The sequence below is a fragment of the Rhizobium sp. WYCCWR 11152 genome, assembly GCF_013087615.1.
Taxonomy (GTDB): Bacteria; Pseudomonadota; Alphaproteobacteria; order Rhizobiales; family Rhizobiaceae; genus Rhizobium; species Rhizobium indicum.
The window spans coordinates 158336-180783 of the sequence record NZ_JABFCP010000010.1 but is presented as its reverse complement, the minus strand read 5'-3'; the positions used below and the strand labels follow the sequence as shown (position 1 = coordinate 180783).

The window sequence follows — 22448 nt, the reverse complement described above, 5'->3', positions numbered from 1 at the left end:
GACATGAATAGCAACGTTAATGATCGAAAGCCGCGGCTCGTTTTTTTTCAATGGGACCATCAGCCCAATGCGACCGCGGCCGGTTACCTGCTGCTGCACATGCAGCAGCAGGTCAAATGCCTCGCAACACATTTCGATGTCGTCGTCATTAACCGCGACTGCGACTATGCAGAGATATGCGACAGGTACGAGCCGGATCTGACGCTGTTTGAAAGCGGTTATCGGTCGCATGGGTCGCGTCGGATAAAAATCACCAACACCAATACCCATATCGCCGTTCCGAAGCTTGGCCTTCATAACGCCGACGCATGGTGCGATCGACGCGCGGGCTTCCTTTCCGATATGGAGCAGTGGGGCATCGAGACGTATTTCGCGATCGCAACGATGACTCCGGAATATATGCCGGCGGTGAAGGAGAATCTGTTCGTCTGGCCAAATTTCATCGATCCCGAAGTCTACCACGACTATGGCCAGCAAAAGGTCATCCCGGCCATGCTCACAGGTCAGGCCTACGGCCTTTATCCCTGGCGACAGACGGTCTTTCCGATGATCCGCGACCGTTACCCCTGCCTGGTCTCGCCGCAACACGCCTATGAGAGCAAGCTAGCTTCCCAGCTCCTGTCTGGAGAGGCTTATGCGCGCGCGCTCAACGCGAGCCTCATCGTCCCCACATGCGGCACTATGGGCGGCGAGGTCGTACGCAAGCACTTCGAGATTCCCGGGGCAAATGCCTGTCTCGTGACCGAACGCACGGCAGCAGTGGAGGCAGCCGGCTTTGTCGACATGGAAAACTGTGTCTTTGTTGACGGCCACAACGTCGTCGAGCGACTAGATTACCTTTTTGCCCATCCCGACGAAATACGGCGTATCACGACAGCCGGTTACAGTTTGATCCATGCGTGTCATACACTGAGCCACAGGCCGCAAATATATCAGTGGTTCATGCTGAACAAAGGCCTGCAGTTCGGCGAAAAGATCATCCAGTCCGGCCCCTTCGGCGATCTTACAAAGGTCCAGCGGATCTCCAAGCAAGAGAGCGTCCATGTCGTGGGGGAAGCGAGCGATCGCGCTTTGCTGAAGCAGGGCGACCTGCTTCTCGAGCAGGGCAGGGTGGAGGAAGCCAAGCAGTGCTACGCGCGCTGCCTGGACTATGTATCCTACCTGCCCGAAGCCAAATTCCGCCTTGCCATCTGTGCATTGCAGGAGGGCGACGCCGATCGCGCCTATGACCTTCTGGTGGATCTGGTCAAGGTGACCATGACCGAATATGGGGCACTCACCCCGGATCCGGCCGAGTGGGCGTACTTCCTTCTCGCTTTGATCTGCAGAGGCCAGTTTGAGCGGGCGCGGAGGCTGCAAGATTTCTATCCATCTCTATCCCACGACGAATTCAGGCGCGCGCGCCTCGTCATCGCGCAACTCGGTGGCTCAGGCGATGGGGTCGTGTCGGGACGGTATGGCAGGGATCGAAAAAGCATTCATCAGATTCCCGATCGGAGCGATTCCGATTGGCTTGCATGGTTCTCCGATATTCTTGAGCGCTGTCAGCAGCCAGATCTTGCAAATGTTCTTCGTCGCGCTCCCGTCGGCGGAAGCAACGCTGGCGAGAAAGTAACATTTCTACACTTCAAACGTGACGCGGGTTGGCGTCTGCGACTATATTCAGGCGTCGATGGCCTGATGGTCAGACTGCGCCTGAATGGCCTGCGGCCGAATGTACCGCCGCTGCCTGAGTTCCGATATTTCTGGCATCTTGCGCGGGGTCTGGTCCCCCATTCGCAGAGAGGCCCGTTGCGCAGGATCCGAACAGCGCTTTCCAGGCTTCCTATGGGCACCGGCAATTAGCTGTGGGAAAATTGCACATGCAGACAGTCTCACCTGGAGAGGCGTGCATGACAAACTTTCCAGGTGAGGCTGAAGATGCAATCGCGGACTCGGTGGCGTATTTGCCGTGCAGCCACCGAGGATGTTTAGAGCGAGAATGCGCTCCTGATGCGATCCAAGATCTGATCGGCCGACCGCATCAGCACAGGCTGTTTGTCGCAGAGCCGCCCGAAAGAAAAAGATCGTTGAGCTTGAACACGACTTCCGTTCTGTTCGTCGCTTTGACCTTTTTCATAATATTGCGAACATGCACCTTTACAGTGCTTTCTCGCAGGTTGAGCTCATAAGCGATAATTTTGTTTGCCTTTCCGCGTCGGAGCGCCTCCACGACTTCGACCTGACGATCCGTGAATATGCCGGATAGCGGGCGTGCGGTCGAATTGCTCGAGTCCAGCAAGTGACGCATGGCAAACAGTGCGCTTGCAGGCACAAAAATTCCTCCTGCCACCGACAGCGCGATCAGCTCCATACAGACGCTGACGCTGACTGAGGCGGGTATGAACCCTTTGGCTCCGTACTCAAGTGCCCTAACGATTTGACCGAAATCGTCGCTATCGGCCAATACGATGAGTGGCGTCGATGCGAATTCCGACGAAAGCTTCCGGATTTGCTCCGAAACGGTCGGTTCATCGATCTTTTTGCCGCCGACGTTCAAGAGGATTGCCGAAAGCGGAGGATATTCGTCGCGCTTCTGCTTCCACTCCTCAATTGATCCAAAAGCCAGAATCTGCAAATCCGCTTTTTGGGCAGCCATGCATTGCGCCAGGCATTGACGATCGAGCTCACGATTATCGAGAATGACAAGAGAATGCGTGTGTCTTCCCGGCACGGCAGATGTGTTCGGATTATCTATCCTGAGGGGAAGAGCTACGTTCTCCTGCCTGAGGTCCAAATTCGATATAAGTGCTGAATTCACAGCTTCACCCTCCCCTAACACGTTACGCTCAACTACGACCCGAGTACCGACCCCTCTCAATACGGGGGTTTAGGAAACTCTAAAGTAGGAATCGAATACCACAATTCGCGGAGCGTTACAGTAGCTAATATAGGCTAAGTAGCGCGCAACTTCCATTGTAAGCCGGAAATAGAAAGATAAATCTGAAGTAGTCTTGAGTGTTACTAGATAGATTGCAGAATAAACTTCATCGTTACACCGTGCTTTGCGACGGGCCACTAAATGCATGGAAACAATCGCAGTCTCCGGCGTAGGACCGGCAACGGATGCGGTAGGTGAGCCCGCCACCAACGTTGGTCTATGTATGAACATGGGCGTAAGTCATCATAAGTAGATACGCCTTTAGGTGAATAACCTTAAACGTTTTGTTTCTTTACTCAGATGCAGAAAACAATTCTCTTTGGGATGTAGAAAAATATTAGTCCTGTCGGTGTGAAACCTTGGGTGCAATTAGGCGATTGTTGGTTTCAACTGAAAGTCTGGACCTGTTCAAGAGTTAGGGGTTTTGCAGGGATGATTGCATCAAACGTCAAGCTGGATGACGGCACCATTATCCACCATCCGGACCTCGTGAATCTTTACGGTTGTACGATCGGTGCCGGAACGCGCATCGGCACCTTCGTTGAGATTCAGAAAAACGTCCTAGTCGGAAAAAGCTGCAAGATCTCCAGCCATTCCTTCCTCTGTGAGGGCGTGACGCTGGAAGACGGCGTTTTCATAGGCCACGGGGTCATGTTTACGAATGACATATACCCGCGCGCCGTCAATCCGGATAGCAGCCTTCAGACGGAGGCCGACTGGATTGTCGTCCCGACCCTGGTCAAGCGCCATGCGTCGATCGGCAGTAACGCCACCATTTTGCCTGGCGTCACGATCGGAGAGGCTGCGCAGGTCGGCGCTGGAGCGGTTGTAACAAAGGATGTGCCCGATGGCGCCATTGTCGCTGGCGTTCCGGCCAGGATGATCGGTCGCGTTAATGACGGGCCAGTCGACATGCACGCGTTGGGAGGAATGAAATGATCGGCATCGCTGTTGTTGGGTATGGGTATTGGGGCCCGAATCTGGTTCGCAACATCTCGGAGGCGGCCGGAGCGCAGCTCATTTCTGTCTGTGATCTCAATGTCGAACGGTTGGCGGCTGTCAAAAGCCGGTATCCCGCGGTGACGATCACCGATGATTTCGAGGAAGTGCTGCGCGATCCAAGAGTGGATGCCATCGCTATCGCGACGCCAGTCTTCACCCATTTCAAGCTCGCAATGCAGGCTATGATGGCCGGAAAGCATGTCTTCGTCGAAAAGCCGATGGCATCGACGACGGAGGAAGCTTCGCGGATGGTCGAAGAGGCCACACGCCGACGCCTCGTGCTGGCGGTGGATCATACCTTCGTCCACACCGGCGCCGTCCGCAAGATGCGCGAACTGGTCGAGAACGGCTTAGGCGACATGTATTATTATGACTCGGTTCGGGTCAATTTGGGGCTCTTTCAGCATGATGTCAGCGTCATCTGGGACCTCGCGGTGCATGATCTCTCCATCCTGGACCATGTTGTGCAGGAAAGGCCGGTGGCTGTTTCAGCGACAGGCATGAGCCATGTACTCGGCGAGCCGGAAAACATCGCCTATCTGACGCTCTTCTTCGAAAGCAAGCTCATCGCACACATCCACGTCAATTGGCTGGCGCCGGTCAAGGTGCGCCGCACGCTGATCGGTGGCAGCAACAAGATGGTCGTCTACGACGATCTGGAGCCCAGCGAAAAAATCAAGGTCTACGACAAGGGCATCACGCTGAACCCCAATTCTCAGGCTTATGGCGAGAAAGTGCATCAGATGATGGTCGGCTACCGCAGCGGCGACATGTGGGCGCCCAAGCTCGATATGACCGAAGCACTGAAACGCGAACTGGATCAGTTCGTCGAGTGCATCGAGCAGAATTCGCGGCCCATTACGGACGGCCATGCCGGCCTGCGCGTCGTTCGCATTCTGGAAGCCGCAAGCCGGTCGTTAGCCCAGCGCGGCCGCATCATCGAGCTCGAAGAGGCAAGGCGCATCGCATGATCCCGTTCCTGGACATTAAGGCACAATATCAATCAATCAAGGGTGAGATTGACGCCGCCGTGCTCGGCGTCCTCGCCTCGGGGCAGTACGTATTGGGCGACGAGGTCGCGCATTTCGAGCAGGAATTCGCCGACTATTGCAACGTCAAGCATGCGATAGCCGTCAACACCGGAACGAGTGCCTTGCATCTTGCCCTGCTTGCGGCGGGCGTTGGTCCCGGCGATGAGGTCATTACGGTGCCATTCACGTTCGTCGCAACCGTGTCGGCGATCTGCTACACGGGCGCACGACCCGTGTTCGTCGATGTTGAGCCCGTGACACTCACGATGGATCCGGCGGAGGTCGAGGCAAAGATTACTCCCCGCACCAAGGCCATTGTTCCCGTCCATCTCTACGGTCAAATGGCCGACATGGACGCGATCAAGGCAATTGCCGACCGCCACGGGATACCCGTCATCGAAGACGCCTGCCAGGCCCATGGCGCGCAATACAAAGACCACCGCGCCGGCAGTATCGGCCTATCCGGCTGTTTCAGCTTCTATCCGGGCAAAAACCTCGGCGCCTGCGGCGAGGGGGGTATGGTCGTTACCAATGACGATGATCAGGCCAAGACGATGCGCATGCTGCGAGACTGGGGCCAGGAGCAGCGCTATCACCATCTGCTGAAGGGCTTTAACTATCGCATGGACGCCATTCAAGGCGCGATCCTACGTGTCAAGCTCCGGCACCTTGAAGCCTGGACCGAGGCGCGTCGCAGTCATGCGCGCCGCTATTCTTCGCTGCTTGCCGGATCGACGGATTTGACAATCCCTGTCGAAGCAGCCGACCGGCGTCACGTCTATCACGTCTATGCCATAAGAAGCCGTGATCGCGATGGGCTTCAACGCCTGCTCAGCGCGGAAGGCATTCCGTCCGGGCTCCATTATCCCATCCCTGTTCATCTGCAGAAAGCCCATGCCGACCTTGGTTACCAGGCCGGGGATTTCCCGGTCTCGGAAGCCGCGGCACGGGAGGTCCTCTCGCTGCCGATCTATCCAGAGATGCCTTTACGACACGTCGACCAGGTGGCCGCCGCACTGGAGTATGCTTATGTCAGTTAACCGCGCCGGCGAGGCTCGACTGGTGCAGGCGGTCCATGGTCGCCATGAAAGACCGGCAGATCCTGGCTACCAAACTGGGTTGGTCGAAGAGCTCAGGCAATCATACGGGCGCGCTGGTCTGATAGACCTTTACGGTCGTTTCGCCACAGGCGACGGTGTCGTCGACACCCTGATGCGGAAAGCCATCTGGCAAGCGATCGCGCGGAGCTGCGGCGCGGGACTGCAGGTTGCGGGCGGCGCCGGTTTCAAACATCCTGAAACGTTTGAAATCGGCAATGGCGTGTTCATCGGCGCTCAGGCCTATATCCAGGGACGCTTCGACGGCACTTGCTTAATCGGCGACAATGTCTGGATCGGCCCGATGGCCTATTTCGACGCACGCGACCTGGTTATCGAGGATTGTGTCGGCTGGGGCCCTGGCGCCAAAGTGCTTGGGTCGACCCACACCGCACTGCCGGTGGATGTGCCGATCATTCGCACGGATCTCGAAATCAAGCCGGTTCGCATCGGCGCATGGGCCGATATTGGAACGAATGCAACTATTCTTCCCGGCGTGAGCATCGGAAAAGGGGCGATCGTCGGAGCAGGCGCAGTCGTTGTTTCCGATGTCGAACCGTTTTCAGTCGTGGCGGGTGTGCCGGCGAAGTTCATACGCTGGCGCACGGAAGCCGATCCTGTGCTGGATATATCGCATGGAGGAAGATCGTGAGAGATCAACGAGTACTCATTACCGGCGGGGCCGGCCTGATCGGGTCGCATATCGTCGATCTCGTCGCATTGGAGAAGCCGCGCGAGATTATCATCCTCGACAACTTCGTGCGTGGACGCCGGGACAATCTCAGTACGGCAATAGCTGGCGGGTCCGTCAACATCATCGAGGGAGATATTCGTGACAGAGCGTTGTTGGCGAAAACCTTCGAGGGCGTGGATATCGTCTTTCACCAGGCGGCCATCCGCATCACGCAATGCGCCGAAGACCCACGGCTTGCCTTCGATGTACTGGCCGAGGGCACGTTCAATGTTCTCGAAGCTGCCGTAAAGGCAGGCGTGTCGAAGGTCGTCGCTGCCTCTTCAGCCTCTGTGCTGGGTTTGGCCGAGAGCTTTCCGACCACCGAAGCGCATCATCCCTATAATAACAGGACGATATACGGCGCGGCCAAGACGTTTAACGAGGGGCTGCTTCGCAGCTTTGCGGAGATGTACGGCCTGCGCTATGTGGCGCTGCGCTATTTCAACGTATACGGGCCGCGAATGGACGTTTACGGCGCCTATACCGAAGTGTTGATCCGCTGGATGGAGCGTCTGGCGACCGGAATGCCACCCCTCATCTATGGAGACGGCAGCCAGACGATGGACTTCGTCGATGCACGTGACATCGCCCGGGCAAACCTGCTGGCTGCGAAGAGCGATGTCACCGATGAAGTGTTCAATGTCGCGAGCGGCGAGGAAATAAGCCTCCTGCAACTTGCGCAGATGCTGAGCAGCATCATGGGGGTCTCACTCGAGCCGCAGCATAAGGAAGCCCGCACGGTCAACGGCGTAACCCGTCGTCTTGCCGATATCAGCAAGGCCGAGAAGCTCCTGGGCTTCAAGGCGGAAATATCGATGGAACAAGGGCTTCGCGACCTTGTCGCCTGGTGGCAGTCGAAGACCGATGCGGCAGGAGGGCAAGCTGCATGAGCCCGTCTCTATCAATAATTCCGGTCGCCAAACCCGTCCTCGGAGAAGAGGAGGCCGAGGCCGCGCGCCGCGTTATCCTGTCAGGATGGGTGACGCAGGGACCGGAAGTCGCAGCCTTCGAGGGCGAATTCGCAGCCTTTGTCGGCGCTGCACATGCCTGCGCCGTTTCAAACTGCACGACCGCACTGCATCTCGCCTTGATGGCGGTCGATGTCGGTGCCGGCGATGAAGTCATCACGGTCAGTCATTCGTTCATCGCCACCGCGAATGCTGTTCGATACTGCAATGCGGTGCCTGTCTTCGTCGACATCGAAGCAGATGGTTACAATATCGACCCCAGCCTGATCGAAGCAGCCATCACGCCCCGCACCAAGGCAATCCTATGTGTGCATCAGCTTGGCATGCCTTGCGATCTCCGCTCCATCGTGGAGATCGGCAAGCGCCATCAGTTGCCGGTCATCGAAGATGCGGCATGCGCGACGGGAAGCGAAATCCTGTGGGACGGGCGTTGGGAAAAGATCGGCAAGCCGCATGGCGACATTGCCTGTTTCTCCTTCCATCCCCGGAAGGTCGTCACGACAGGTGATGGTGGCATGTTGACCACCGCCAATCCCGAATATGATCGAAAATTCCGGCTGTGGCGTCAGCATGGCATGAGCGTCACCGATGCTGTTCGCCATGGCTCGAAACAGGTGATTTTCGAAGACTATGACGAATTGGGCTACAACTACCGTATGACCGACCTTCAGGCTGCCGTCGGAAGGGAACAGTTGCGGCGGCTGCCGGGGCTGATTGCGCAGCGCAGGCGGCTCGCCGAGCAATATTGCGAGCGCCTGTCTTCGATCCCTGGGCTCTCACCGGTCGAGCCGCATTGGGCTCGTAGCAACTGGCAGAGCTTTTGCGTGAGACTGCCTGATGCCGTCGACCAGCGGACGGTCATGCAGGCACTGCTCGATCAAGGGATCTCGACCCGACGCGGTGTGATGAACATTCATCTGGAAGGTGCCTATTCCGACCATAGTTCTCATCGTGCTGCGACAAGCCTGAAGCGAAGCGTGGCCGCGCAGCGGCAAACGATAGTCCTGCCGCTTTATGCCCAGATGACGGATCTCGACATCGTCAGGGTTGTCGAAGCACTTCGAAGCTCATTGGCTGAGGCTGCCGGCATACCCGCCACCGCACAGCACGATCGGGACATCGCTCTTGTGTGATTTCCTGATTGCGTGATGCAATCTTCGTTGTGCCGCAGGGCCTGATGCGCATCGCTTCGATGCGCATTTTTTTGTTAGAGCCTTTCCTGGTCAGATTGAAGCATTCTGTTGGCTCAAACGGAGTCGGATGGTCGACCGGCCGGCGCGCGTCGTAGCCCAGCTCTACGGCCAAGCCGGCCGGTCGATCAGCCGGCCCGTTTCAGCCAACCCGAAGGGCCGGGCATCTTTCCGCCAGGATCAAAGAGCCCTACGCCTTCTGGCCCAAGCAGAACGGCCAGGGCCTTGTTGCGAATGATGCTCAAAGCGACGTTCACGAGCGAGGAACCGCCCATCAGCATCGTCGACTTGAGGTTCTGGGTATAAGTCTGCCCACTGGCTGGGATCATGCGCAAAGTCATCAATTATCCTTAGCCGCTATGCTGTGGGACGGGATCTCCGGCGCTGTCGCCGACATGTTGCCCAACGCCACTTCGAAGATACGCGGCACAGGCATTGCTGTTGGGGCAGGAAGCGAATTCAAGCTGGTCGGGTCTATGCCAGCTTGTATCAAGAGCGATTTCTCTCGCGCTGGTGGTCTGAGCGCCTCGGCGCTGCTCGATCGCCCACTGGGGGTTCGTTTGCAATACGTGCTTTTCGCGGGTCACTGGCTTGCCTGACTGGCGTGTGTCTCAGTTTCACGCGGCAGGTCGGCAGGGGCGGCCCGAGACACGCCATCCGCAATGCGGGTTCGGACGATCCTCACCACATCACCCGGTATCAGCGCCGTTGTTTCGGAGGCCTGGAACTGCTTGATTTGCCCTTCGTTTCGCCGGCTCACCGTAAAGGTCAGCGGGAGCTCCTCGCCGCTGGTATTCGAGCTTCCCCCTGCCGCGAGCTCATCCAGAAGCAGTTTTTGCGTTATCTCGCGCTTCAATTTGAACTGATCGAGACTTGCCTGTTCCGACTGCAATTCGGAAGCGACTTCGCTTCGCCGCGTGTCATAAAGCCCCTCGAGATTTCGCGTTGTCTCACTGATCGCCTGACGGCCCCGCATGATGGCGGTGACAAGGTCGAGCCGATTGGAGCGGTAGGTGGTGAGCAACCGTTCCAGATCCAATTGACGCGACGAAACGGTGAGGCCTTTCGTGACCAGCGTTTTGACGCTGGTCAGCTGGTCCTCGATCGATTTGATATTGTCTTCCGAGCCTTGCACCTTCTCGCCTAGCATGCCGACTTCACTGTTCAAAAGATCACGCAATTCCGTGAGCGCCTTCGACTGCCTGTCCAGCGCATTTGCACGAGCCTGAAAAATGACCCGTTCCTCGTTGTATACTCCCGCAGCGTATTGCTGATCGACGCCGAGCGTCTGATCGAACGTTATCTCCTTCGCCCCGGTCATCTCTGCTTGGAGCCGTGCTAATTTGGCAGTGCTGCGCAGCAGCGAGTGGTCGACGTCTCGCAATTCGCCTGCGAGTTTGATCGTCTGCGATTGCTGCAGACTTGGGGCGCGCAACGGGCCGCCGCTCAGTGCCAGTGATTGCAGGACGGTCAGTCCAGGGCGGAATTTGTATTCCCCGGGCTTGGTTACGTCTCCGACGACGTAGATTGGTGGGTATTCGAGAATTTCGATGGTGACCGCAGGTGCCTGAACCAATCCGATTTTTTCTTGCAGACGCTTGGCAATCTCGTTGGTGAGGCTGGTGTTATCGCGATTGCCGACGGAAAGGGATCCAAGAAAGGGCAAAAAGACAGCGCCTTCATCCGAGACGGTGTATTCGCCGCCAAGCGCATCCCAGCGTTCATATTGGCCTTTGGACTGCATCCATTGGACAATCGTCAGGCGGATTTTCGTTTGCGGAGTCAAGGGGGCGCTATCGGCGAGAGCTGGCGACACAGCTCCGGCAAGAAAGGCGAGTGCACCGATGACAAACGTCGCGCGAAAGAACACGTGGGGGGCGCGGTGCGATGAATTCATATATATATCTCGCCTGCAAAACATCCTTAAAGGGATGTTGGTCCAACTGCCTTGATTCTGTTCGCACGCCGGACGACAAGTCCGAAGCCGCGTCCCTAGTGTGCAGTCTGGCGACGCCTTGAGGAAGGTGGAGATCGTTTATTTTGCCTCATCACTATTGATGAGGTGGGGCGGGTACTTCAGCCTAAATCCAGCAGAAACACATATCTTCGGCGCGACACCGAGGCATCGCCCGGGAAAATCAACAGGTGATGAGATCCCAGCGGCTTATGCCATTGCACGAACGGTCCAGTGCGTGGCTTCCTGTTTGGGGGCCAGCATTGGCACCACCATGCGGCGATGTCGAAAAAAAGCCACCGCTTGCGGCTTCGAGCCTTGTACAGGATGCGGCGCATCTTGCCGACCTCGCGCATCTCAGCCATCACATGGGCCATGCAACACGCCCGTTTGCCCAAAGGATGCCGCCCTGCAGAGCGAAATTCGTAGGATATACTCTCCCATTTTCGACTATACTTCACAGTTGCGTATCGCATGATCCTCATACATTCGACCCTGACAATCTCGCGAGAGAGGTGCCTGCCATGTATCGCAACGCTCGTCGGTGGACTTCGCGCTCACTCCTGGTGGATTCCTTGGTTCCCCGATGGTTGACCGTCGGCGGAAAGGGAAGGCAATCGAGTGCGGCGGCTGGCGGCAATGGTGTCTATGCGTATGGCGGTTCCGCCACCTCAGGTCTCTTCCCGACCAGCACCTATGATCCAGCGAACTACTATGCCGATGTGGTCTTCCGGCCGCAGCTCGTCGCGTGAAGTGTCTTCATCGGGAACCTCCTTGGGCAACAAGAGTGGCCGCGATATCTGTTTTGTTGTCTGGGCTTTGGAAATGGCCTCGCGGAAGATCTCGGCCTCCAGCGTCTTGCGGCCGAGCATGCGTTCCAGCTCACGCACCCGCTCTTCGAGCGTCTTGACCTCGGAATTGCCGACGACAGGTGTCGTTGGACATAAGCCTGTCCTCAAGCCTGTGCTTGAGCCTTTCTGCTTATGCCGACTGTCTGGTCGAAATGGGGGGCAGTTCACAGGAAGAGCGAATTAGCAAACCCCCAATTGGAGGATGAATGGCCGCGCCGATGCAATCAAACGGGCAGTGACAGCCCCCCGCTACGTAGCCGAAAAGCGGTCTAAGTCGGGCCAATGGGCCGTTGAGGGAAACCTACTAAGGGTCTATAAAGCTTCGCGATAGGTCGTTGCAGAACGCTGGTTTCGTACTGTCATCGGAAGGCTCTGAAATTATAGGCTCCCGAAACGCGGCCACGCCCAGCGAATAAATAATCACTACGTACCAATGTGGGATAACGGTCAGGGGGACCCATGCAAGGCAGTGTCAAGAGTGGCGCGCAAAAGATACCCACTTCGTCGAACGAGGAACACACCTATTATGTTCTCCTTAGAGGGAGCGCCACTGTTGGAAATACGCTGACCGCAAATGTTTTCAATGAATGCGGCCAAAGTCCTGAGAAGGAGGCGGCTTACGGTTGGCAGCAAAAAATTGACGGGGCATGGACGAATATTGCCGGAGAGACGAGTGCTCGCATCAGAATACCGTCGGGTCTTCTTGGCAGCCAAATCCGAGCTCTAGCAGTCGTATCCACGACCGAGGGCCTTAACAACTTCACCAGTCAGGGCATCAGAGTGGACGCTCAAAACTCAATTGTAATCGAAAATCTAAATGCCGGCACAACTGATTGGAAGATTACAAATTTGGCGACGAACCACGAGATCGAGGCTTATGCGGATGCAACAAGTATAAATGCAGGAGACCCCTTGAATCTAAAGGTTTCTTTGTCTTCCGCTGGACAATATAATCTTGAGGTCTATCGCCTTGGCTACTACGGCGGTGCAGGCGGTCGACTTATAGCCAGCGCGCTCGGTCTAGACGGATTAACTCAATCAAGCCCCACCGTGACCAATCCTGGCACGCGTTTGATCGAATGTCTATGGGACGTATCGTATGAACTGAAAACATCTGCAGCTTGGACAAGCGGACTTTATGTTATCAAGTTAACTGATTGCAGAAGCGGCAAACAGTCGCTTGTCCCGTTTGTTCTGCGCAAAGACAATCACCCCAGCGACATAGGCTTTCAGGATGCAGTAACGACTGCTCAAGCGTATAACATATTCGGCGGCTTCAGTGTATATGATGCTAATAGCACCAGTAACACCAGAGCATACCAGGTAAGCTTTGATCGCCCCTATGATGCCGCCCATCTCGGATTCAGCAATACTGATGGTTTCAATTGTAATAATATGCTAACTTGGGAGTACAACATGGTCCGCTGGTTGGAGTCGCAGGGTTACGACATATCCTATTACACCAATGTGGATGTTCACAGCAACCCTTTACAAATTCTTTCGCACAGAATATTTCTTTCGGTAGGTCATGATGAGTATTGGTCGATGGAACAGCGTAATAGAGTTGAGTCGGCACGCGATAATGGTATTCATCTCGCCTTTTACTCTGCTAATACTGCTTATTGGCAGGTTCGGTTCGACTGCTCAAGCCGGGGGCAGTCGAACCGCGTTGTTACCATATACAAGGACTCATCGGGTATTGGCGCCGGCCTATCTCTCGATCCGGTGGCTCAGCTAGATCCTCCTGCGTCAACTTCAGTGTTTCGCTCTAAGGAGGTCAATAGACCGGAGAATGCACTGATGGGGGTGGGCTATGTATCCGATCAAGGTAACATCTATGAGGGGTTTGATTTCATCGTTTCTAATGCTGCTGACCCTATCTACGCGCACACAGGTTTAAGAAACGGCGATAGGCTGAAGGGACTGGTCGGGTACGAATGGGATGCGGTTCTAGACAACGAAGAATCTCCCGACGGGCTCGTCATTCTTTCGAAATCCTCTACACGTGCCAACGAAATTCTCCCACCACTGCCGGGTGGCACACGTCCAAATATCTCCCATGCTATCTGTTACAGAGCAGTGAGTGGAGCGCGAGTGTTTTCGACTGGATCAATTCAATGGGTATGGGGCTTAGACAACAGCTGGGCTTTCCAACCGCCTCAGCTCACGAGAAGTTGGCGGAGAAGAATAAAGAACTGGATAAAGGGTTTGGTGTCTCTAGTCGTTACTGTTCCGATAAGGAATATGCCATGCGTAGATAGCCGCGCGCAGCAGATGACGGTCAATCTTTTTTCCGAAATGGATGTAAGACCGCAGACCCCCTCCTCTTGGCTTACTTTGTCGTGATGAACCGCCGAGTTATCCGCCAACGCTTTGAAGGTATGCGAGTGAGGACCAGAGATGATCGTATCATGAAAACAGATCAGCTTTGCCAACGACGAGTACGTCGATGAGAAGGGCAAGACTCGACGCTAGCGGGTTTCCCCCGCCAAGGGAGTCGTAGGGAGTTCAGTAAGGCTTCGCCGAGGCGGACGCTGTTGCGGGGAGATGGAGGCGTTATGAAAGCAGTAGATAGAGTTGCGCGTGGGGCGCGTTGGCGCCTCAACGCGCTTTTGGAACGCGCCCGTCGGACCGCCTACCCAGGGACCGTTCGACAGGCTTGGTCAAGGGTGCGCGCCGAACACCTTTCTTACACGACTGATCGTCAACTTAATCAATTGCTTGAGGTAGTGCGTCGTACCGCCCCGAGCGGAGCGTTGATCATTGAGGCAGGTTGCGCGCGCGGCGGTTCAGCAATTCTCATGTGTTCCGCCAAGTCGCCTCAGCGCGCTATACGCGTGTACGACCTGTTCGAGATGCTCCCTCCGCCTTCGGAGCACGATGGCGACGACATGAAAGCTCGGTACGCTGAAATCACTGCCGGCGAAGCCGTCGGCCTTGGAGGCCAGCAATACTATCTCTATGATGATGACCTGATGGCGACGGTGACGAACAACTTCGCTAGGTTTGGTTATCCCGTCGAGTCCAACAACGTCCAACTGATAAAGGGTAAGGTGCAAGACACGCTTACAGTCGCCGAGCCGGTCGCTTTGGCCCATATCGATGTTGATTGGTACGAGCCTGTCAGCGCCTGTCTAGAGCGGGTTATGCCTCATCTCATCGTCGGCGGCGCTGTCGCACTTCACGCCTATTCGGATTGGTCTGGGTGCCGAAAGGCGGCAGACGATTACTTCTCTCGCGCAGGACGGGAGGGACTGGACTTTGACCTCTCGGCTGGACACATGCTTGTGACCCGAACGCACTGAACCTTCTCCGTCCAAAAAGACATTTTTGGGACGGCACCTCCTGCACTAGACACAGCAAGGACTTCGAGAATCGATGCCTACCGCGGCGCCAAAGATCCAAGACGCAAGACCAGCAATCATTGGCTTCACTTCGCTCGGGGGCCTGTAAGGGCTCCTCCAGCGCGGTGCGGATGACAGTGTCCAAGGGCGTGCGCCGGTTTGTCACCTGGTAGGCCGCTAGCAAAGACAGGCTCCAGCATTCGCCAATCGCGGCAGTGCATGATCGAGGGTAGGCGCACATGACCGGTACAGCACTTTCGCCTAAAGACGCGGCGCAAAAGGCGCAGCAGGCGCGAGCGATTCGCGAGTGTCTCGACCGATACATCCCCGAAGGCCAGCCTGTAGCGCTTCTGCAGTTCCCGTTCGACTTCAATGTCGGCAACCACATGATGTGGGTGGCCGCCATGGACTATTTGAAGCAACGTAATGCGCCCATCGCCTATACGGCGCATGGGCATAACCTCGATCTTCAGCAAATGATTCGCGCTGTCGGGGACGGCACGATACTCTTCTCGGGCGGGGTCACTGTCTCGCGCCTATGGCCGCGCCACGCAGAGGTCAAGCGCATCGTCGCCGAGGCGTGCCCCCGTAATCGCCTCGTGTCGCTGCCGTCGACCATGCTGTTCGTCGACGACGAGGACCGCCGCGAGGCGAGCACGCTCTTCGGAAATCATCGCAATGCTGTACTTTTGGCCAGGGACCCGGTCAGCGCTGAGTCAGCGCGCAACGTATTCCCCGGCAACGTCCATGTCGAGACGGTCCACGATTCCGCGCTGCTGCTCCCGCCGCAGCCAAGGCACGCCGCGCCTGATCACGATGTCATCTGGCTCGCCCGCGACGATATCGAGGGCGTCGGATCCCTCGCGCCAAGTGACGTCGAAGTGTTCGACTGGACGCACTATGATTCCGCGGGCATGCGGATCCTGTTTCCAGGGCGCTTTTTCTCCCGCGTCCGCCAACTGGCGCCAACGCTCCGTTCGATCGTCAATAGGCAGATTGCCGGCAGCTACGATCGCTTTGCGCGCTACGTGCTCGCGAGCGGCAACCGCAGGCTGGATACCGGTAAGGTGCTGGTTACTGACCGCATGCACCCACACATTCTCTGCGCCCTGCGTTCGCAGCACAGCGTGCTGCTGCCCGACCGCTTCGGCAAGAACCGCGCTGTGTACGAGTACACAGGTCGGAACTACAGCACCGTCCACTGGGCCGACACATATGAGGAAGCCCTTGAGATTGCGCGTACCGTCGCCCGGAGCACCCCGGTCTAGCAGGCTGTTGAAGAAAGCGACTGAAATGCTCTTGCGATGAATCAGATCAACATTTTTCAGCTCTTCAGTGAGGCTGCGACCGATCCAGTGAGTACTTGCCTGGCCCTGGGATTTTGGCTTCGCTGTTTCTTCTGCCTCAGCCGTCAGGGTTGAGATGTACCTGACCTTTCGATCGTCTTGTACCTCCAGCAAGACATAGCTGGACACCACGGCCCGATGAATATTTCTCACGAGAACTGCACCGCATTAGCACTGTAAGCGTAAGCGAGGAAACAACGTTGGAAGGTGTACGCAAACAGCTGAGTGTCGGGGCAATGTGGACCGCCGGCGGACGCGTCGTCTCAAATCTTCTGGGCGTGGTTAGCATGCTGGTACTGGCTCGACTGCTATCACCTGCCGATTTCGGCCTAGTGACCCTCGCGACTATCGTCCTTTCGATCATCGCGGCCATAACCGAACTTTCGCTCAGTTCGGCCCTCATCCAGCACAAGAGCCCGCAGCGAGAACATTACAATACGGCCTGGACACTAAACATGCTGCGCGCGGCGGCGATCGCCGTCCTGCTGGTTAGCGCAGGTTATCCCGTCGCATGGGCCTATCAGGACGACCGTCTGATCGGCATATTCTTCGCGCTTGGAGGCGGCGCGCTGATCAGCGGCCTCGTGAACCCCCGGCTTGTGGACTTCCGGCGGCGCCTTTCCTTTCACCAAGAGATATTCATCGAGCTGATTAACAGGGTGGTTGGCGTGGTCGTCGCCGTCGTCATCGCCCTGATTTTTCGCAGCTACTGGGCGCTCGTGATCGGCACGCTCGCCTCGCAGGTGGCCGGTGTGATCATGTCGTACGTCCTGCTTCCTTATTTGCCGCGCATTTCGTTTGCTCACTGGAGAAATCTGTTCTCGTTCTCCGGGTGGGTGGCGCTCAGCTCCGGCCTCAATGAGCTCAACTGGCGCGCCGACCAGCTTGCGCTTGGCGCCATGCTGGGCGCCGCCCCTCTCGGCCAGTACACCGTAGGCGACAAGCTTGCCTCGCTGCCAGTGCGTGAAACGACGGCGCCGATTGCAAGCTTGCTCTTCCCAGTCTTTGCACGGCTTCAGGACGATCCTGAACGCCTGCGGCATGCATTCCTTCGATCCCAAGGCCTGCTTGTTGCGGCGGCGCTGCCGGTTGGCATTGGGTTCGCGCTGGTTGCCGAGCCCTTCGTCAGCATGGTCCTTGGCCCGGCGTGGTCCTCGGCCGCGCTGGTGGCTCAGGTGTTAGGCGCGGTCTTCGCCATCATCGCCTTTAAAATGCCGGTGACTCCCTTGGCAATGGGCCTCGGCTGCACGCGGTCGCTGTTTCAGCTTGACCTCGCTTTCATCTTCGTCCGCTTTCCCCTGATTTTCGCCGGCCTGGTCTGGGGTGGGCTGGTTGGTCTTCTGTTCGCGCGATGCATCAGCGCCGCGATCGGCATCCTGATGTATGTCTTCCTGGCGAGGCGTCTCACCGGCGTGTCAGTGAGGGCTCAGCTTCTCGCCTGCTGGCGTTCGATCGTCGCCGCGCTGGTTATGGCTGGCTGTGTCTGGGGCGTCGGCCTCATGATCACCGACAGGTCAGAGTCCCTGCAACTGGCGATCATGATACCGATCGGCGGGATCGGCTACTTCGGGGCAAGCTTCGTACTTTGGCTGGCAAGCGGCAAGCCTGCAGGCCCCGAACGCGAAGCGTTGGATTTGCTCCAGTTCGTTCGCCGCGGAGAATTTCGAACGCCCGCGTAATCCAGCTACCCTGAGTCGGCACGTAGCGACCCAAGAGACACACCGCCGAAGCCGCGTGTACGCGCGTTGGACGGTGAAGTATTCCAAGGCGAAGCAGCCCATGGAAACTCCGACACCAGCCGCGACCAGGCACATGACATTGCTATTCCGATGTTCGGATACAAAAACCATGCCGGCATCGACCGAGCGCACGGCTTCATCCGGGGATGGACGGTGACGAGTGCGAGCGCCCATGACGGCGCCCAACTCAGGAATGTCGTCGCCAAGGACAATACGGCATCGACGGTGTGGGCCCACAGCGCCTATCGCTCGAAGACCAACATCGCTCCTCCACAGGCGAAATCAGTGAAGATAAAACGAATATAAATCTACTAAGAATCGCCAAATGATAGGGCGTTTCGATGCCTGTCTCGACAGAAACTCAAGCCCCCAGGACGGCCTTCTCGATGTCTTCGACGGAGTGGCCGGTGAGCTCCTTGGGGATTTCAAGCAGGAGTTTTGCAGCAAGAAACTTGTGGTAGTGCTTGCGCAGTTCGCCCAGCGAACGCGGCGCGGAAATGATAGCCAGATGTTCGATCTCGCCTACGAGCACTTGCTTGTTGAGGTACTGCGCGATGCCTGCGGAGAACCCGTCTTCGGCGAGCTGGCTTTCATCCGGATTTGCCGACGTGCTTCCGTGACGTCCACCGGAGCCTTTGGCTTCATCCACAATCGATACGCCATGTATGAGGGACAGACTTAGCTCCGTACCCGACCCGTTATTGCGATAGAGGTCTAGCTTCTCGCCGTCAGTGACGGCGACGACTGTGCCTTGCGGTAATATCATTAGGGATTCCTGTGAAGATGGCGCTACTCACGAGGGATTTCGCGAGCGGCTACTCCAGCTAGGCAAACTCGGATGAAGACGCATTGTTCCGGAAGCGACGTTTCGCTCTTCCTGCCGACACCATCGTCATCCGGCCGGCGATCACTTTCGATAGAATCTCGATCCGTTGCAGGTCGCGCTCGCTCATCGCTATCAATCCCATCCGCAATCTCCACCGTCATCAAACCCGGGGAGTGTGACATTCCAACTTTGCAGAAACAGGACACTTCAACTTTGAGGCTACACATAAATTTGCGGCGTAATAGATATTATGGAACTTGCGAGTGCTCCTGTCTCGAAGCGAGACTTCGTTGATTGAACCAGCTGACGACGCTGGTCGAACGGCGTAGCAAACCTGAAATGAAGGATTGGCCTGGCGTGGGTGAATTCGCGGTCTACATCTCCACACAGCCGGTGTTGTCACATTTTGTTGCATTGCAAGATGCGCTCGGCGGGACTACCAAAAAGGCCTCAATGATTGCGAAGAATTCGCCGATTTGACTATCAAGTCATTGAAATGGCATGAATAAGATTAGCGAAGAAGCCTTCCTGCATTACTAAAACTTAATTTGCCCTGTGCAGCTCGATGGCCTTTCCTGTGCTATTTGTTAGCGGCTGCAGCATTTAAGGAAAAGCGCCCCGTGAGTACTATTCCGACAGAGAAAACCGTGCTGGTGTTTCAGGGCGGTGGTGCTTTGGGTGCCTACCAGGCCGGCGCTTACGAAGCTTTGCATGAGGCTGGCATCCGCCCCGACTGGCTGGCCGGGATATCTATCGGTTCGATCAACTCAGCCATCATTGCCGGAAGCCCCGTCGATCAGCGTGTCGATAACCTAAGGACCTTCTGGCATCGGGTCTCGTCCGGACTGCCCGGCCATTTTCTCGGCAATGGCAATGCGATGCGCAAATGGTTCAACGAATCCTCCGCTTTTCTGGGGTCTTTGACCGGCGTTCCCGGCTTTTTCACGCCGCGCGTCTTTGCGCCATGGAACATCCCGGGCGATCCGATGGCCGCGATCAGCCTTTACGACACCGCGCCGCTGCAGGAGACCCTCGCCGGTCTGGTCGATTTCGACCTGATCAATTCAGGTGCCATCCGTCTGAGCCTCGGCGCAGTCGATGTTGTTAGCGGTAACTTCAATTATTTCGACAACCGCGATTGCGCGTTTTCGCCCAAACACGTGGCCGCCTCCGGGGCGTTGCCGCCGGGTTTTGCGCCCGTCGAGATCGACGGCCGCTATTATTGGGATGGAGGTATCGTTTCCAACACGCCGCTGCAGCGCATTCTCGGTGGTAGCGAGTTGGAGACAGATCTTTGCATCTTCCAGGTCGATTTGTTCAGCGCCAAGGGCGTGCTGCCGAAGGATGTCTTTGACGTGGATGCCCGCGAGAAGGAAATCCGTTTTTCCAGCCGCACGCGGCTCAACACCGACCAGTTCCGCAAGCTTCAGTCGGTGCGCATGGCGGCCAAGAGGCTGACTGAAAAGCTGCCGCCTGAGCTGAAGGACGATCCTGATGCGAGGCTCCTTGAAAAGATCGGCAATGATTGCGCCGTCACCATGGTGCACCTGATCTATCGGCATGCCGCGTATGAAACCGGATCTAAGGACTATGAGTTTTCGCGGCTCTCCGTGGAGGAACACTGGAAGGCCGGCCATGACGATGTGGTCGAGACGCTGAACCATCCAGATTGGCTCGACCGAACGCGTCCGACCAATGGGATACGGATTTTCGACCTTGCCGAGCAACGCCTGCGTGGGAAAAAACCATGAAAATTGAAGATGTCGTTCGCAATGCCTTTGCCATGCCGCTGACCAGTCCATCCTACCCGCCCGGGCCGTACCGGTTCGTCAATCGCGAATATATGATCATCACCTATCGCACCGATCCGGAGGCCCTGCGCCGGGTCGTGCCCGAACCGCTGCAGTTCGATGAGCCGCTGGTGAAATACGAATTCATCCGCATGCCGGACTCGACCGGCTTTGGCGACTATACCGAATCCGGCCAGGTCATCCCGGTGACCTATCAAGGGGTCCATGGCGGTTACGTGCATTCCATGTATCTCAACGACGACGCGCCGATCGCCGGCGGACGCGAAATCTGGGGCTTTCCGAAGAAACTGGCCGAGCCATCGCTGACATCCGTCAAGGATGCGCTGGTCGGCACGCTCGACTATGGCGGTCAGCGCGTCGCCACCGCAACGATGGGCTTCAAGCATCGGTCACTCGACGAGGCGAAAATCCTCGAAAGCCTGAAGCAGCCGAATTTCATGCTGAAGATTATTCCACATGTCGATTGCACACCGCGCATCTGCGAACTGGTGCGCTACTATCTGGAGGATCTGACGGTGAAGGGCGCGTGGGAAGGACCGGGCGCCCTGGCGCTGTTTCCGCACGCGCTGGCGCCGGTCGCCGATCTGCCGGTGCTTGAGGTCAAATCCGCCGTCCATATTCTCTCGGACCTGACGCTGGGCCTCGGCGAAGTGGTCCATGATTATCTTGCAAAATAAGGAGTCGAACCATGAAGCTCAGGGACAAGGTCTGCATCGTCACCGGCTCGGCCAGCGGTATCGGACTGGCGATCGCCAAAAAATACGTTTCAGAAGGTGCCAAGGTCGTCATCGCCGACCTGAAGCTCGAGGCGGCGGAAGCGGCGGCCAAGGACTTGACGGCTGCGGGCCCGGGCGAGGCGATCGGTCTTGCGATGGACGTGACCAGCGAGGAAGCCGTGAATGCCGGCGTCGCCGCCGTCGTAACCAAGTGGGGCCGGGTGGACGTGCTCGTCTCCAATGCCGGCATCCAGATCGTCAACAAGATCGAGGACTACGCCTTTTCCGACTGGAAGAAGATGCTCGCCATCCATCTCGATGGCGCGTTCCTCACCACCAAGGCTTGCGTTCCACATATGAAGGCGCAGAAGGGCGGCGCGATCATCTATATGGGCTCGGTGCATTCGCATGAGGCTTCGCCGCTGAAATCGGCCTACGTCACCGCCAAGCACGGCTTGCTCGGCCTTGCTCGCGTGGTCGCCAAGGAAGGCGGACCGGATGGCGTGCGCGCCAACGTCATCTGTCCCGGCTTCGTCCGGACGCCGCTCGTCGACAAGCAAATTCCGGAACAGGCAAAGGAACTCGGAATTTCCGAAGACGAGGTCATCAAGAAGGTAATGCTCGGCGGCACGGTGGATGCACAGTTTACCACGGTCGACGATGTCGCCGAAGTGGCGCTGCTGTTTGCCGATTTCGAGACCAATGCTCTCACCGGCCAGTCACTGGTCGTTAGCCATGGCTGGTACATGCAGTAGCGGTCTCGCTGAGGCATCGCATGTGGGTCCGTCAAGGCTCAACGCTGTTGAATGTGCCGTCGATGCCGCGTTGCCTGCATATGGGAAGACCTTCGGCTTCGGTCCATGTCGCGCCGGGAGCCGGGGCCGCAACTAGATCGGTTCCGTTTTTCTCCGAGTCACGGA

Annotated in this window: 21 protein-coding genes and 2 pseudogenes; 16 read left to right on the top strand and 7 right to left on the bottom strand. The window is 57.1% G+C overall.

Going from position 1 to position 22448, the window contains the following annotated elements; all coding sequences use genetic code 11:
- Nucleotides 1-3: 3 nt before the first annotated feature.
- Nucleotides 4-1845: a glycosyltransferase gene (locus G9X67_RS21030; protein ID WP_138390058.1), complete on the top strand. Its 1842-nt coding sequence runs from the start codon at nt 4-6 to the stop codon at nt 1843-1845.
- Nucleotides 1846-2023: 178 nt separating this feature from the next.
- Here G9X67_RS21030 and G9X67_RS21025 read toward each other — a convergent pair whose 3' ends face one another.
- Nucleotides 2024-2800: a response regulator transcription factor gene (locus G9X67_RS21025; RefSeq protein WP_138334189.1), complete on the bottom strand. Its 777-nt coding sequence runs from the start codon at nt 2798-2800 to the stop codon at nt 2024-2026.
- A gap of 552 nt (nt 2801-3352) precedes the next feature.
- Here G9X67_RS21025 and G9X67_RS21020 point away from each other — a divergent pair.
- Genes G9X67_RS21020 through G9X67_RS20995 form a run of 6 tightly spaced genes read left to right on the top strand, consistent with a single transcriptional unit; the run spans nt 3353 to nt 8884 of the window.
- On the top strand, nt 3353-3859 hold the full coding sequence (locus G9X67_RS21020; RefSeq protein WP_138334187.1) for an acyltransferase: 507 nt from the start codon (nt 3353-3355) through the stop codon (nt 3857-3859).
- A complete protein-coding gene (locus tag G9X67_RS21015) occupies nt 3856-4893 on the top strand; it encodes a Gfo/Idh/MocA family oxidoreductase (protein WP_138334185.1) in 1038 nt (345 codons plus the stop codon). The genes G9X67_RS21020 and G9X67_RS21015 overlap by 4 nt, the downstream gene beginning before the upstream one ends.
- The gene (locus tag G9X67_RS21010; protein WP_138334183.1) at nt 4890-5993 is read left to right on the top strand and encodes a DegT/DnrJ/EryC1/StrS family aminotransferase; all 1104 of its coding nucleotides are present in this window, start codon (nt 4890-4892) and stop codon (nt 5991-5993) included. The genes G9X67_RS21015 and G9X67_RS21010 overlap by 4 nt, the downstream gene beginning before the upstream one ends.
- Nucleotides 5983-6702, top strand: coding sequence for an acyltransferase (locus G9X67_RS21005; protein ID WP_171599580.1), 720 nt, complete (start codon nt 5983-5985; stop codon nt 6700-6702). Before G9X67_RS21010 ends, G9X67_RS21005 begins: the two co-directional genes overlap by 11 nt.
- Nucleotides 6699-7673: an NAD-dependent epimerase/dehydratase family protein gene (locus G9X67_RS21000; protein ID WP_171599579.1), complete on the top strand. Its 975-nt coding sequence runs from the start codon at nt 6699-6701 to the stop codon at nt 7671-7673. The genes G9X67_RS21005 and G9X67_RS21000 overlap by 4 nt, the downstream gene beginning before the upstream one ends.
- Nucleotides 7670-8884, top strand: coding sequence for a DegT/DnrJ/EryC1/StrS family aminotransferase (locus G9X67_RS20995; RefSeq protein ID WP_171599578.1), 1215 nt, complete (start codon nt 7670-7672; stop codon nt 8882-8884). Before G9X67_RS21000 ends, G9X67_RS20995 begins: the two co-directional genes overlap by 4 nt.
- Nucleotides 8885-9126: 242 nt before the next feature.
- On the opposite strand, the pseudogene G9X67_RS20990 reads toward G9X67_RS20995, so the two are convergent.
- From G9X67_RS20990 to G9X67_RS20970, 4 genes and pseudogenes are all read right to left on the bottom strand, one after another.
- Nucleotides 9127-9282: pseudogene (locus G9X67_RS20990) on the bottom strand (O-antigen translocase); the annotation flags it as partial.
- A gap of 242 nt (nt 9283-9524) precedes the next feature.
- A complete protein-coding gene (locus G9X67_RS20985; protein ID WP_171599577.1) occupies nt 9525-10838 on the bottom strand; it encodes a polysaccharide biosynthesis/export family protein in 1314 nt (437 codons plus the stop codon).
- 179 nt (nt 10839-11017) lie between these two features.
- Nucleotides 11018-11272, bottom strand: coding sequence for a hypothetical protein (locus G9X67_RS20980; protein ID WP_171599576.1), 255 nt, complete (start codon nt 11270-11272; stop codon nt 11018-11020).
- Nucleotides 11273-11698: 426 nt separating this feature from the next.
- Nucleotides 11699-11824 (bottom strand): annotated as a pseudogene (locus tag G9X67_RS20970) (IS3 family transposase); the annotation flags it as partial.
- A gap of 381 nt (nt 11825-12205) precedes the next feature.
- Here G9X67_RS20970 and G9X67_RS20965 point away from each other — a divergent pair.
- The 5 genes from G9X67_RS20965 (at nt 12206) to G9X67_RS20945 (ending at nt 18481) form a co-directional block, all read left to right on the top strand.
- Complete coding sequence (locus G9X67_RS20965) at nt 12206-14092, top strand: N,N-dimethylformamidase beta subunit family domain-containing protein (RefSeq protein WP_171599574.1); 1887 nt, start codon at nt 12206-12208, stop codon at nt 14090-14092.
- A gap of 212 nt (nt 14093-14304) precedes the next feature.
- Nucleotides 14305-15051, top strand: a complete 747-nt coding sequence (locus tag G9X67_RS20960; protein ID WP_138334172.1) for a TylF/MycF/NovP-related O-methyltransferase — start codon at nt 14305-14307, stop codon at nt 15049-15051.
- A 278-nt stretch (nt 15052-15329) separates the two neighbouring features.
- Nucleotides 15330-16358 (top strand): polysaccharide pyruvyl transferase family protein, encoded by a 1029-nt coding sequence (locus G9X67_RS20955; protein WP_062941743.1) that lies wholly within the window; start codon nt 15330-15332, stop codon nt 16356-16358.
- A gap of 278 nt (nt 16359-16636) precedes the next feature.
- A complete protein-coding gene (locus G9X67_RS20950; RefSeq protein ID WP_138334170.1) occupies nt 16637-18115 on the top strand; it encodes a lipopolysaccharide biosynthesis protein in 1479 nt (492 codons plus the stop codon).
- Nucleotides 18116-18265: 150 nt separating this feature from the next.
- A complete protein-coding gene (locus G9X67_RS20945; protein ID WP_173863105.1) occupies nt 18266-18481 on the top strand; it encodes a hypothetical protein in 216 nt (71 codons plus the stop codon).
- Nucleotides 18482-18536: 55 nt separating this feature from the next.
- Here the strand turns inward: G9X67_RS20945 and G9X67_RS20940 are convergent, their stop codons facing one another.
- Both G9X67_RS20940 and G9X67_RS35325 read right to left on the bottom strand, forming a co-directional pair.
- Entirely contained in the window at nt 18537-18941 is a 405-nt protein-coding gene (locus G9X67_RS20940) for a host attachment protein (RefSeq protein WP_062941740.1), read from the bottom strand.
- Between the two features lie 58 nt (nt 18942-18999).
- Nucleotides 19000-19128, bottom strand: a complete 129-nt coding sequence (locus G9X67_RS35325) for a hypothetical protein (RefSeq protein ID WP_280818223.1) — start codon at nt 19126-19128, stop codon at nt 19000-19002.
- Between the two features lie 167 nt (nt 19129-19295).
- Between G9X67_RS35325 and G9X67_RS20935 the strand changes: the two genes are divergently transcribed.
- The 4 genes from G9X67_RS20935 to G9X67_RS20920 all read left to right on the top strand — a co-directional run bounded on the left by G9X67_RS20935 (nt 19296) and on the right by G9X67_RS20920 (nt 22283).
- Nucleotides 19296-19481 (top strand): hypothetical protein, encoded by a 186-nt coding sequence (locus G9X67_RS20935; RefSeq protein WP_171599573.1) that lies wholly within the window; start codon nt 19296-19298, stop codon nt 19479-19481.
- A gap of 140 nt (nt 19482-19621) precedes the next feature.
- Complete coding sequence (locus G9X67_RS20930; RefSeq protein WP_029875401.1) at nt 19622-20752, top strand: patatin-like phospholipase family protein; 1131 nt, start codon at nt 19622-19624, stop codon at nt 20750-20752.
- A complete protein-coding gene (locus G9X67_RS20925) occupies nt 20749-21489 on the top strand; it encodes an acetoacetate decarboxylase (RefSeq protein WP_011649696.1) in 741 nt (246 codons plus the stop codon). Before G9X67_RS20930 ends, G9X67_RS20925 begins: the two co-directional genes overlap by 4 nt.
- An 11-nt stretch (nt 21490-21500) precedes the next feature.
- Nucleotides 21501-22283, top strand: coding sequence for a 3-hydroxybutyrate dehydrogenase (locus G9X67_RS20920; RefSeq protein ID WP_138334167.1), 783 nt, complete (start codon nt 21501-21503; stop codon nt 22281-22283).
- Nucleotides 22284-22448 lie beyond the last annotated feature (165 nt).